The sequence below is a fragment of the Rhizobium sp. 05L429 genome, assembly GCF_056397645.1.
This window is the reverse complement of sequence record NZ_JBFTNV010000006.1, coordinates 35,348-47,385: the sequence shown is the minus strand read 5'-3', so window position 1 is coordinate 47,385 and position 12,038 is coordinate 35,348. Positions and strand designations below refer to the sequence as shown.

Below are 12,038 nucleotides of genomic sequence, written 5' to 3'. Positions count from 1 at the left end.
TATAATATATAGCATAAAGCAGGATTTCTGAGAATCCATGGGCCGGGAAACGTGTCGTTTATCGGGTAGCGTCCGTTAACTAGGTCGCTCGAACTCTAACGATTTTTGGGTGGGATTGTTGTCTGTGATTGCGGCAGCAGGCAGGGGTTGACGGCCAGCGCGACGGCATAGACTTGTTCAGGTCAGGTCAAAATGGGCCTGACCGTGGCCGCAGGCCGAACCGGTCGCCGCGCTGGACGTCACTGAGCAAAAAAGTTTCGCGACTATTCGGGAGGCCCGGTCGCCGTAGGCGATCAGATCGAGACAAGCGGCTCGATGTGAAGGGGTGGAGAATCGTTGTGAAAAATGAGCGAGGCTACCCCTGCCGGGTTTCCGATGTTGCCGGTGCCTTGTTCTTCAAGTCTGCATCACCCGGTACACGCTGGCACGACCGATTCCCATTAGTCGAGCAATTTCCGTCGGGCCCTTGCCTTCATCCATCAACGCGCGAATACGCTGTGCGTCTATAGATGGCTTTCGGCCTTTATAGACACCATCCGTTTTGGCCTTGGCAATTCCTTCAAGCTGGCGCTCCTTGCGGATGGCGGATTCGAACTCGGCAAAAACACCCAACATCTGCAAAAATGCTCTTCCTGCCGCAGAGGATGTGTCAATCGGTTGCTCGGTAGCTTTTAGGGCGACACCACGGAACTCCAGTTCTTTGACTATCGTGGCAAGGTCGGCAATCGAGCGCGCCAGTCGGTCGATGCGCGTCACGAGGACCGTGTCGCCTTTTCGTGTGAAGTCGAGCAGCGTTCGCAGCTCATCGCGGCCGTCCGTCGTCGTACCGGACTTTTTCTCCGTACGGATAATGGCGCATCCGGCAGCTCTAAGTGCTGCTTCCTGGATGGCGAGGTCTTGGTCAGTGGTCGAAACACGGGCGTATCCGTAAAGCTGTCCTGTCATCACAAATGTCTCAATAGGCTCTAGATGCATAGAGTGTGGCGTCTTAAAATTCAGATGTAAACCCTATTGAGACGGCATTAGCGTCTCGCGGTGTTGCGTTGCTTAGGTATACCCTAGAGATACGCCCCGACAGCGGATTGCGTAAACGTGACCGCCTCAACCTATCGTCGTTACGTGCCTCCCGGGCTCGCGTCGGCTGTTCACCGCAAAGTTTAAGCGCGCTGGGCTATTCTTATTTATTTTACAAAAACGCCATCATTTCTTGCAAAATCGTTTTTTCATTCTATGTCAATTACCACTTAGGCGATTTTTGCGTCAATTCGATATACAGAGCCGTGATTTAGAATAAATTGCTGCGGTAGAAGATTTTGACTACTGCATCAAGGCCTTAGGACGCCTTTTTAAGCAAAATATATTTCTTGCGTCTCCGTGAAGTATCCACCAAATCTTGCTTATCGACGCCGGACACGCTGCAAGCAGAAGGCTTTGGCGACGCCAGGCTCAACCAATGATTGGTTGGCGAGATGTGGAAGTGTTCGGTTGCCCACCGAAGCAACCACTGAGATCGGTTGATGGGTGCCTCACCAAATCATCACGCGCCAGTTGCTGGTGCTTCCCTTGCATTTTGCAAGCTGTGGAGGGCGTTTTATTGCGCATCCATGCGACCACCCATACCCATAACGTGACAGGAGACAGTATGAAAAAAACATCCGAAGTTGAAGTTTATCGTCGGGCAGCGACATTGACGCGGACACGCCCGCTGCCGAAGCGTGGAACCAGTTGTTCGTTGTTGTTTGCCTCCAAGGAGTGGACCGCGCATCACCTGGGCGAGGACCACATGAGGTTTCGGTGCGACATGTCCGCGATCATTGTGGACGCACTGATCAACGGTTCCGAACTGTTGAATTTCAAGGCTAGGATGGAAGACCTTTGGCCTCTGCTGTCAAATGTGGAGAAGCAAATTCTGGTGAAACACCAGCCACGCTTTGCCACGTGGCTCCACGAAGACGTAGAACAAGCCGCAAATGCATGAGATTTACGACGAGCTTGTGGCTCGTGCCTTATAGTCGGCTGTCGCCCAGCTCCCGCGAACGGCAGCTAAGGTTCGCCGGTCGGCGCAAATAGTCCCTGTGATTAGGCCGCATCCGGCCTTACCAGCCACCGAAAAACTGCACCTGGCGAAGCTTCCGCTTGCGGACGTCGGCGGAGCTTTGCCTACAACAAGAAGGAATACGCTATGGAACTGAATGACACTTTAGAAATGACCCGACGCATTCCCTGCAGGACCAGCGAGGATCGTGAGTTGCAGGAACGCATCGAAAGGTGCGTATATGACTTAATTCCTATCAGAGAGCAACTCGGTGTGTTCTGGATAGATTTCAAAACCTCCGGCGCGAGGACGATGTCGATCCCCCAATCCGTGAAAGTCAACCGCTTGACCGTAAAGGGTGAAGAACTCGTTAGCGCGCTACGCAAGCTCGTCGAGGCACGAATTGCTAGTTGCGGTTCGGAGGGTGCAGAACAATGATTGAAATCCCAAGCGTCCACTCCCTCGACAGAGAATCAGAGGCGAAGCTGATTAATCAGCTTTGGCACGAATTTGATTCACGGTTCGCCCTACACGACGATAGGCTTGATTCGGGGCATTCACCGCTCTCCTACGAGATTTGGTGCTCACCCGACTATCCCTCGATAGCCATTGTATTAATTGATATTGATACAGGCAGCTCATCGTATCAAGGACCATTCCAGGAAATTGATTGCCACCCATTTGTGGCTGAAAGTACCCTTTATCGGTTGTCGTTCACTGGTTATGGATTCAGGAAAGTTGTCCGCCGTTATTTGATTCCGGTTGACACAAGCGGTGAGTGGAAATGGGCCACCATATTTGCTGCGGCAGACCGCAGGCTACTTTCAGACCTTTTCGATCCTTTTGGTGCCTTCGGTCGAATTCAAATCAACGGTTGACGCCGCCTCGTTATGCCCCGACCATAAAAAAACCGACCTCACAGGGTTTGCGGCCCTCAGTCGGTTTCTTATGGGAATGTTCAATAATGGTGAACGATCATAGCGATATTGTAAAGCCGCTATTGACGGCAAAGTGACCGGCGGGCTCGATCATAGAGCCCCCGAAGAACACGAAGCTCCTCTTTTCCAAAAAAAATGTCAACATTCTTCGCGCAATAGGCTACCTGAATCTGCAATACAATCTTTGCGTGACAAGGTCATAGGTACCGACCGATTTAGTCATTTCGACATTCTACAGGTGAACACCGGGTGGAAAATCGACATAGACAAATGGGCAAAAACGCGAGTTGCAGCAGACAGTCTTAACGAGCAGACGAAGGAAATGGCGGACGCGCTTGAACGCATGGGCGAAAGAGCACGCCGCAACTCCGATCTGAGCATCGTAGGTGCTGTGTCTGAGCGGGTGGAAGAGCTGCCGATTTATCGCGCCATTCGCATCCTTCCGGCTATTGCCAGGCGAGACCGACGAAAATATTTGAATTCACTTAAATACTTGATCGCTGAAAATCGGGACTCGCAATATTATCGATATGCGGTTTTCACTTCTGGAGATTTGATCGTCGAAGGGGGCGCACTTCGTGAAGCGATCCAAGGCCTGTCACGGCGGATTTCCAGGTGGGCAAGTTGGGCGCGGGGGAAATACGATATCGAGGTGTTGTTTAGGGGTATCGAATTTACCAGGGCATCGGCAGAAGCGCGTGATAATGAGGCCGCTGAGCGCTACCGAGAGGAGCATCCCGATTTCGTGGGCGATCTCGGCACGCCCCTCTCCGACCGCTACGGCAAGGATACGATCCTGTACCACACTCACGCCAATGTTCTTTTTTGGCCGCATCGAAAGGTTGCTGACGATGCTTGGGCGTCCTTTCTTAAGGGGACGCATTCGAGAGCCAAGGGCCTGTGGAAGGACACCGGTGTCATCCAAAAGACAGAGGAACTCGTAAAATATTGCTTTAAACCGAACGAGCTGAAAGCGACCCCCGATGAAGCAATTCTTTGGCTGTTTCATGAAACCAAAGACCTAAAAATGTGCCAGCCCATGGGGCGCTTCGCGGAGTTCCTGCATGAACTATCTCGAAATCGTGAGAAAATTGTGGGCGTAAACGTACGGGGTCGTGTCAAATATTGCCGTGTAATGAAGCCGCGCAGATCAAAGCAGCCTGTCAATGCCCAAAACGCGGGGTGGCACGAGACCACCCCCGCTTATGGCACCCCTGAGAGACGACGTGAGGACGGCCCGAAAGCACAAAATATCGTCCTGGGCGTAACCCTGCCGCAGTGGCGGCACATGCCTTACGCAGAGCCGATGATCTTGGTGCAGCGCTATAATCCCGACGCAACGTGTACGGAGGATCAACAGCGTTTTCGACAGATTGACGCGCTGAAAGCCCAGGCTCGGCGCGATTGGGAAATTGCACAGGCTCCGAACGTGGTTGATGCGTTGGAGGCAGCGGACAAGGCCTTAGCAACTCTGGTCGCTGGCGGTAGTGCAGACGCCTATAAAGTACACAGATGTAGTTCAATTGTCCTCGATAAGGATCAGATACCGCATCAAGAAAGTGGCGCAAACATTTTCGAAAGTCGGAAACGGAGAAAAGAATTGGATGCGCCAGTTCCGATATCTGAAACAGTGCCGGAAATTCCAAAAAAAGATCGCGCTGCCGTCATATTATTGGCCGCAGAGGCCTTTCGCAAATCCGTTTGCCACGGTGCCACACGCCACGTGCGGGCTCTCGCTGCACACTATTCGGCTTCGTACCCAGAGATCGAGGCAATAACAGATGCAGAACTGTTGGCGTCCGCAAACTCGGCATCGGAATGGATACGTCAGATCGAGGTCATCATACCCGGGCGCTGGCTATCCGATGAGGAGATTGCCGGGCTACGGCCTCGGATGGCTGCATAGCGATCCCGGTGATGACTCCCTGGACAAAGAGGGGTCTGCCGGAAGACCCTCGATGATCGCCTCTCGGCGGCGGCTCCCGGCAGGGTCCGGCTGAACGCCTCCTCGAAGAGCCGACGGGCACCTTGGTGTCGGTAGTCGGTCACTACCAACATGGGCTTCCTTCCTTGCTCAGAGAAATCCTCTTCGTTTGGCTCTCGGCGGAAATGCTGTCCGGTAACGGACGGCCCTTGACCATGATCTGTGTACGATGTAAACAAAAATTGTGAACGTTGTAAACAGAGGTGCTCGTGGCCACGAACCTTGATGAACTAGTTGGAATTAACGAAATAGCACTCATGGCAAACACCTCTAAGCAGGCGGTTGCCAACTGGCGAGTGCGGGCCTTGGACTTCCCAGAACCAGTAAGTGAACTCGCTTCCGGACCAATATTCCGGCGTTCACAGATCAGGTCATGGCTGAGGCGTAACAAGCGCAAAGGAAAACCAATGACACATGTGATTTCTACCATCAACCTAAAGGGTGGAGTGGCCAAAACAACAACGACTGTGGCACTTGCTGAGACGTTCTCGGCAAACATGGGCAAGAAGGTCCTGGTCATAGACCTCGATCCGCAGACCAACGCGACATTGATGCTCATCGGGGAAGAAAAATGGTTCGCTCTTAACAGCAAAGAACAGACGCTTGCTCGTCTGTTCAAAGATGCAATGGACCCAGACAATCGCAAATTCAGCTTGGATAAGACGTTGCAAAAAGGCGTCTCAGACGTCGGCGCTGCCACAACAATCGATCTTTTGCCTTCCAGCCTAGATTTGATTGATGTCCAGGATACCTTGGCGTCAGCGCCCGCTGGGAAATTCTATGCCGCAAATCCAATCGAACTTCTCTGGCGCGCCGTGAAGTCCAATATTGAAGAGTACGATATCGTGATGGTCGATTGCCCGCCCAATCTCGGAATTATCACTCTGAACGGTCTGCGAATTTCGGATGGTTACATCATCCCGACAATTCCCGATCATTTGTCCACGTACGGCATTCCTCAAATCGTGACGCGGATTGGTGATTTCTCAGAAGCGATATCTGAAAAAATTGAGCCAATTGGAATTGTTGCCACAAAATACCAGGCAAACTCTACAGTTCACAACAACGTTCTGAAGCAACTACGAGACGACGAAAAACTGCCAGTTGTTATGGATACGATCATCCGTCAGGCGAACTCAGTCGCCGCCGCTGCGGAGTTCCAAACTTTTCCCAGGACCTTGAAGCAAAAATATGGGTCCGAACTTGCGAACCAGTACAATGACCTGGCTCATGAAATTTGGGCTGAGCTGGAGGGCGTAGTATGAATATGAAAAAAATCCTGACCGCTCTCTTCAGAGAGGTTGCGCACGAGGCAGAAAACAATCCGCTCTTTCGAAAGCGCCTTGAGGCAATAATTCAGCCAGAGGAGAAAAATGGGAAATCAAAGGATGCAACTAGGGGCAGCGATCTAAATACGGCTTCGAAACGACCGAGCAATCGTCGCGCTCCTGCCTTACTAGACCCCGTTCATCTGGCTAAACAGGGTGACGACGTCCTGCGCGCGGAATTATCGAAACTGGACATCGAGCAGCTGCGCGACGTTGTTGCGGAGTACGGTATGGACACAGGAAAGATTGTTCTAAAGTGGCGCGATCCTAATCGCATCATAGATCGTGTCGCAGAGGTAGCTGCTAGTAGAGCACAAAAAGGAAGTGCATTTCGGGAACCGCCACCTGTAGAGGTGCCTGACGGCGAAAACCCTAAACTGGAAAAGGGTCCCACTACCGAAGACTAATGATCCTAATCGCATCTTGTCCTATGCAAGGCCCGCTAGTGATCTCGTTGTAAGGCAATGAGGTCACGCGGTGGGCTACCAATTCATACATCTCGAATCGTTCGCGCGTAAACCTGACGCTAAGGGGCGAGGCACAGATTTTGTTTTCAGCGAGGCGAGCCGGAAACCGGAAGCTTGCATTCATGTAGCKAACCCCATCCCGCCGGTCGTCGTGTTCGGAATCGATATCGACGCGGTGCAGGAAATCCATGACACCGCCGCAGCCGCAGCAACCATTACCGTCAAAGGCGGTCACGTTCGGAAGCTGGMAAAGGACAAAAAGACGTTGCACACGGTCGTCGCATCGTATCCAGCGACTATGGAGGAAATTCGCTTCGATCCGGCCAAACGGGCAGACGCCGAAAATTGGGAGCGGCGAACCGTCATTTGGTTACATTCGCAGTATGGTGACGACTTAAAGACGGTCATCCGTCATGAGGACGAGGAATATTATCACATCCACGCATATGTCGTGCCGGTGGATGAACCGGGGATGTCCGCACTCCGATATCATCCTGGCACCATGGTGAAGCGCGCCATCATGGACGGCTGCAAAGAAGGTGAAGACAAGAAGGCTTTGTCCAAGCGTGCCGATGCTGCGTACAAAGCCGCCATGCGCGAATGGCAGGACAGATATCATGAGGCTGTCGGCGTTCCGTGCGGGCTTGCCCGGCTCGGCCCAAAACGTCGCCGCCTGTCACGCGACGAGTGGCAGCGAGAGAAAGTGCAGGCGAAAGCTCTGCAAACGGTTGTTCAGCGTGCGAAGACGGTTAAAGCGGATGGCGAAGCTTACATAGACCGCACGAAAACTGATGCCGCGAAGATCGCTGCCGATGCCGCCTGCGCACAGGAGGCTGCTCGCAAAGCCGCTGCCGCCGCTCTGGTTGCGCAGGATCGCGCACGGCAGGAGCAAGAGCAAGCGCGTGCCGCAATGGCAAAGGCCAAAAAATATAGCGGCTGGGCCGGTCGCCTCYGGGCGGTATGGGATGGATTCCGGAGATCAAAACTTGCCGAAAGAATCCGCAGTGAGCTGAAGGACGAAATTGACCGCTGGCGCGACACTGCAAAGGAAGCTGAGCGCATGCGGTTGGAAGCCGAACGCAAGCTTTGGGAGGCTGATCAGCGAGCCCGCGCGGCGAAAGATGAGGCTTTCAAGGCACGAATCGAGCGCGACCGCCTCCGTTCAATACTGACACCTGCCGCCGATCACTCCGCACCGGAACTGTCACCAGCGCCAAAGCTCGAATTGAAACCTAAATGGAAAAAGGAAAATCGTGATGCTTAAAGTGATATTCGCCGCCACGATTCTGATCGCGCCCAGMGCTTGGGCTGGMGAAATAGTCTGGCGATCCCCAACGAGTGGCACTCTGACCGCCGTCGCTGATCCTGTGACGCCGCCAACCGAACCGGGACGGCCACCTTTCAGAACCCGTTACGAGCCAATTAGCGTTGCTGCTGGTACATCTATCAGCCTCACACCCATCGGCGATACCGGCGGATACACTTTCGCGGCGCGAAATCCACTGCCGCCCGGTCTGGCACTCGATACCGCAACCGGTAAAAATGTCGGTTTCGCAGCGGTCGCAGGTGTCTATACGATCACTATAACGGCGGCAAAGGACAGTTCTTCTTCCGACTTGATTTTGTCGATTGCCATTTCCTGAAGCGCTCAATTTCTCGGAGCGCAGCGATGCCAGGGGGCGATTGGATCGGCCCCGGCATCTTCAAAAGACCTAATGGCCATTTAAAGCCTGGCGTACTTTCTTTAGCATTTGCTTTTGCCACGCTACTCGTCGCCAGTATGGCACGCCAGGCAAGCTGTCTTCGGCAGGATGATACGTTCCCCAAGCTGCTATTGGTTCGCCGGAGCGCATCAAAACTGCTTCGTTAATCGTCTCGGGCTTTATCCACCCAAAGAATATGTACCATGTTCTTGCCGCGTCGCCTCCCGCCTGTTCGAGCCGATGTCGTGTGAAAGTGGTTACCCGGCCTTCAGCCCAGTCGTCCCATTGCCAAAGGGGTGGACCATCGGGGACTTCAACGGTCAAGCGAACCGCCTTTTTATCGACGGCGCTTCCTTCCAGGCCGTGTCCGTCAGGCGCTGGGTTCGTGGTCAGCCACACGCCGATTTTCCCTGTCTGGCGTTCGAGACAAGTCGGGACGTCACCGACTGTCAGGCCATGACGATGGATGCCATTCAAGTGMGCGAGGGATGTAAAATGGAAAAGCTTCATATTGCGATCACCTTACAAGCTCGACTTTTGCCGTGATTATTCGCCGCAAGGCGCGCTCGGCAGCTAATCTTGCCTTCCGCACCGTCGTCTCTATCCCGGCGACAGGCGGTCTTTCTTTGAATTTGCCTGTCTCATCAAATTCAAGCAATTCCACAACATGGAGATAGCCACCCCAATTAATTTTCTCGACCGCGAGGTTTGCCCCGAACAGTGTGCCAGGAACATTGACTTCCCGGTCTTCCCCTTCGCTGTAAATCCGACGCTGCCAGTCACCCAAGTATTTTATTCTCTTCGTCATCTATTGCCTCCATCTTCGGGTCCCTGGAAGCAACCACACAAAATCGTGCGTGTAAATACCATGCATGTGTCTGATTTTTATGGGTAAAATGTCAACATTACTTACCTTAAAAATAATTCCTTCGGATCGGTAATTTTAAATCGTGCATGTAATTTCTGACGATTTAAAATTTCTTCGGAAAGGAATTCTCACGGATCAAAACTTTTTTCGTTCTCATCCGGTTTTTTATCATCTTTTGCCTTCCGCGCTTCCTCGGCAGCGTGCCTTTTGTGTTCGTCCCAAACGACGGCGCGACTTTGGAAATTTCTCACGATATCGGCGCTCAACGTCGAACGGCAGTGCAGCAGATCGAGCGGGTTTATCGCGTAGACTTCGTCCAGATATTGGTGAGTCTCGGGTGGAGACAGAAGCTTGAGGCCTTTCAGCGCGTCCGGCTGGTAGCGTGGCTCAGAAAGATCGTTCATGATCTCAGCCAAGAATGGCTTGTAACCCCAACCCTTATATCGGTTTGGAAAAAGCTCGCGCTCTGGATCAGCTTTCCATGCCTCCTGAAGCTCTACCTTACGGCTGAGCCGAATGCCGCGCTCGTCTAGCATCCGCGTCCATTGTTCATGGGAATAGCCGTCGCAATAGTCGTCGTGGCCGTCTTTTGGCGCATAGTCGTTTGTAGGGTCCGGCGTCCAATTTGACGGCTCTGGATCGGGATCGGGCTGGTACGTGTGGGAGCGCCGAAATGTGGGCAGAATCGATTCCTGCATAGTCAGGATCGCCAGCAGAAGCAGCAGCATGAGGCGCTGGCGGCGTCTTCGCGCCTCTTCAATCTGGCGGCGTAGGCGCTCGATCCGCCGTCGATAATCGTCTTCGCGCTGCCGTCGCGCGCGGCGGCGACGTTCTTCTTGCGCTTTTCTTTTGGCCTTTTGGGCAGGGGTGATCTGGTGTTGTTGCATGGCGATCTCCTTTGAGAGAAAGGTCGCCTCCGGCGTTGCATAGGGCAAACTAAGAAAAGACAGCTCCCATGATGGGTGCCGAGTGCCGAAAGTCCCTAAAGAGCAGTTTCAGCAGATGCTTGACCGGTCACCCCAATGGACGCCACCTCTCCATCTATGGCGAGCATCCGCGAGGGTATGCCATAGCGAGCCATCACCCAAGAAGTTCAGTTTGCAACCAAGGAAGCTCGAACGACTGGGGGATGCCGGTGTGGCGCGTCGCCGATTTGGTTGACGTCTACTGAGATGCAGCTTCGATCTGCCCTCTAGTATCGCGTGTATAAGATGATAACGTTTTCGAAGAAACGTGAGATTCGCGAATGGCTTTTTCGATTGGACTTAGAGTTTATCAGGTGATGGTCTACAGGGAGAGAGACAAGACTCCCCTGGACTTGACAACGGACGGTAGCGCAACTGACGTCTTCAGATTCTTTTCAGAGTTCATAAATAGTCGCGGCCAGCCGACTGATCGAGAAGACCTTCAAAGAAGCTGGTTCATGGAAACCCGGGGTGTTGGCTCAGTTACCTCTCACGAAGGATACGTCAACTATGGCACCTACGGTTTTGAGAGCAACTTAGTTGATCGCAAAACTAAACGGAGCAACTACAGGCGGCAGCCGGGGGACCTTGAAGAAATTCCTCTATATTTCAAGTTTTGGACACCGGTGGGACAAAGCTTCGGTCTCGCGGCTTTTCAGTCGTTTCAAGCGCGTTCTTGCGTGCAGCTTGTGATCAACTCCGCATCCGAAATGTTCAGTGCGAAACATAAAGGTTTCCGTCTTTATTTTCGTAAATTGATGCCCGAAGATGTCAGATCGAGTGCGCTTTACAGTGCGCCCGTAAAGCAGTTCACGTTCGTAAAGAAAACCCTGCCTMAGGCTAAAGAAGACCGTTATCTCTTTGACGTTGACCCAGACGAGGTTGAATTCGAGGTCTCAATTAAGGCGAAGCGGCGCAAAAGTCTCGGMACCTTGTTATCATTCAAGGAAAAGGCCGGTCCTGGATCAGCATTGCTCCGGTATGATGGAATTCAGTTTGACGAGGCGAAAGCGGAAATCACAGTCGGCAACAAGAGGCGAACAGTTGGGGTCTTGGGATACAGCAGCGACGCTGGCGTCATTGAACTTGCTGAAAGCATTCAGCTGGGGCCGGATGGGCATCCGACCTATGAATCTATCCGCCTGGAGACTGACGCTATTTTCAAAGACTTTTATTCGACGTTGGCGAAGGGAAAATGAAGGCGAACGTTTTTCACATCTTACAAGCGCACCTTGCTACGATGAAGGTCGAGGGAGATGGCAGGTACCATCGACCTGACATAGTCTTGTTTTTCTTGCTGCCGCTGCTTGCCTGTGTTTTTGTTTGGGCATTCGGTGGAAAGCTTGACAGGGACGCGTTCAATGTGTCGATTTCGGTCTTTGCGATATTTTCTGCTTTGCTTTTGAACGTGCAAATCGCTCTGTTCAGTATTTATCAGCGGGAATGGAGATCAAAGAGCGATTCTATCGTGGCCGAAGTGCAAAGAGATAAGGCGAAGCTCCGGAGAGAGCTATTGGGGGAACTCAACACAAATATCTCTTATCTGATCGTCCTCTCAGTATTTTCTGTAACGATTTTCCTAATATGTTTTGTTTCAACCGCTCTCGATCAAATAGAAACACCTATCGCAGTGTATCTATATGCCCATTTCCTCTTGACGCTCTTAATGGTCATAAAGCGTGCACATGCATTGTTTCAAAAGGAATATCAGGTTGAGTGAGCGGGCTGCCAGTCGCAAATCGGCCGCAAC

General features: G+C 52.6%; 14 protein-coding genes. 10 read left to right on the top strand and 4 right to left on the bottom strand.

What is annotated here, in order from left to right; genetic code table 11:
• Nucleotides 1–396 precede the first annotated feature (396 nt).
• The gene (locus tag AC1DNW_RS07855) at nucleotides 397–945 is read right to left on the bottom strand and encodes a recombinase family protein (RefSeq protein ID WP_477852375.1); all 549 of its coding nucleotides are present in this window, start codon (nucleotides 943–945) and stop codon (nucleotides 397–399) included.
• Nucleotides 946–1,642: 697 nt separating this feature from the next.
• Between AC1DNW_RS07855 and AC1DNW_RS07850 the strand changes: the two genes are divergently transcribed.
• The 8 genes from AC1DNW_RS07850 (at nucleotide 1,643) to AC1DNW_RS07815 (ending at nucleotide 8,395) form a co-directional block, all read left to right on the top strand.
• Nucleotides 1,643–1,978 (top strand): hypothetical protein, encoded by a 336-nt coding sequence (locus AC1DNW_RS07850; RefSeq protein WP_477852373.1) that lies wholly within the window; start codon nucleotides 1,643–1,645, stop codon nucleotides 1,976–1,978.
• A gap of 204 nt (nucleotides 1,979–2,182) precedes the next feature.
• Nucleotides 2,183–2,473: a hypothetical protein gene (locus AC1DNW_RS07845; RefSeq protein ID WP_477852371.1), complete on the top strand. Its 291-nt coding sequence runs from the start codon at nucleotides 2,183–2,185 to the stop codon at nucleotides 2,471–2,473.
• The gene (locus AC1DNW_RS07840) at nucleotides 2,470–2,913 is read left to right on the top strand and encodes a hypothetical protein (RefSeq protein ID WP_477852370.1); all 444 of its coding nucleotides are present in this window, start codon (nucleotides 2,470–2,472) and stop codon (nucleotides 2,911–2,913) included. Before AC1DNW_RS07845 ends, AC1DNW_RS07840 begins: the two co-directional genes overlap by 4 nt.
• Before the next feature lie 133 nt (nucleotides 2,914–3,046).
• On the top strand, nucleotides 3,047–4,879 hold the full coding sequence (locus tag AC1DNW_RS07835) for a hypothetical protein (protein ID WP_477852369.1): 1,833 nt from the start codon (nucleotides 3,047–3,049) through the stop codon (nucleotides 4,877–4,879).
• A 287-nt stretch (nucleotides 4,880–5,166) separates the two neighbouring features.
• Entirely contained in the window at nucleotides 5,167–6,222 is a 1,056-nt protein-coding gene (locus AC1DNW_RS07830) for an AAA family ATPase (protein WP_477852368.1), read from the top strand.
• Entirely contained in the window at nucleotides 6,219–6,692 is a 474-nt protein-coding gene (locus AC1DNW_RS07825; RefSeq protein ID WP_477852366.1) for a hypothetical protein, read from the top strand. The genes AC1DNW_RS07830 and AC1DNW_RS07825 overlap by 4 nt, the downstream gene beginning before the upstream one ends.
• Before the next feature lie 70 nt (nucleotides 6,693–6,762).
• Complete coding sequence (locus AC1DNW_RS07820) at nucleotides 6,763–8,016, top strand: plasmid recombination protein (RefSeq protein WP_477852365.1); 1,254 nt, start codon at nucleotides 6,763–6,765, stop codon at nucleotides 8,014–8,016.
• Nucleotides 8,009–8,395: a putative Ig domain-containing protein gene (locus tag AC1DNW_RS07815; RefSeq protein WP_477852363.1), complete on the top strand. Its 387-nt coding sequence runs from the start codon at nucleotides 8,009–8,011 to the stop codon at nucleotides 8,393–8,395. Before AC1DNW_RS07820 ends, AC1DNW_RS07815 begins: the two co-directional genes overlap by 8 nt.
• 69 nt (nucleotides 8,396–8,464) lie before the next feature.
• On the opposite strand, the gene AC1DNW_RS07810 is transcribed toward AC1DNW_RS07815, so the two are convergent.
• The 3 genes from AC1DNW_RS07810 to AC1DNW_RS07800 all read right to left on the bottom strand — a co-directional run bounded on the left by AC1DNW_RS07810 (nucleotide 8,465) and on the right by AC1DNW_RS07800 (nucleotide 10,210).
• Nucleotides 8,465–8,965: a hypothetical protein gene (locus tag AC1DNW_RS07810; RefSeq protein WP_477852361.1), complete on the bottom strand. Its 501-nt coding sequence runs from the start codon at nucleotides 8,963–8,965 to the stop codon at nucleotides 8,465–8,467.
• Between the two features lie 7 nt (nucleotides 8,966–8,972).
• Complete coding sequence (locus tag AC1DNW_RS07805) at nucleotides 8,973–9,263, bottom strand: hypothetical protein (protein ID WP_477852359.1); 291 nt, start codon at nucleotides 9,261–9,263, stop codon at nucleotides 8,973–8,975.
• A gap of 188 nt (nucleotides 9,264–9,451) precedes the next feature.
• A complete protein-coding gene (locus AC1DNW_RS07800; protein ID WP_477852357.1) occupies nucleotides 9,452–10,210 on the bottom strand; it encodes a hypothetical protein in 759 nt (252 codons plus the stop codon).
• A gap of 359 nt (nucleotides 10,211–10,569) precedes the next feature.
• Here AC1DNW_RS07800 and AC1DNW_RS07795 point away from each other — a divergent pair, with 359 nt between their 5' ends.
• Both AC1DNW_RS07795 and AC1DNW_RS07790 read left to right on the top strand, forming a co-directional pair.
• Nucleotides 10,570–11,487, top strand: coding sequence for a hypothetical protein (locus tag AC1DNW_RS07795; protein ID WP_477852355.1), 918 nt, complete (start codon nucleotides 10,570–10,572; stop codon nucleotides 11,485–11,487).
• On the top strand, nucleotides 11,484–12,008 hold the full coding sequence (locus tag AC1DNW_RS07790) for a hypothetical protein (RefSeq protein WP_477852353.1): 525 nt from the start codon (nucleotides 11,484–11,486) through the stop codon (nucleotides 12,006–12,008). The genes AC1DNW_RS07795 and AC1DNW_RS07790 overlap by 4 nt, the downstream gene beginning before the upstream one ends.
• Nucleotides 12,009–12,038 lie beyond the last annotated feature (30 nt).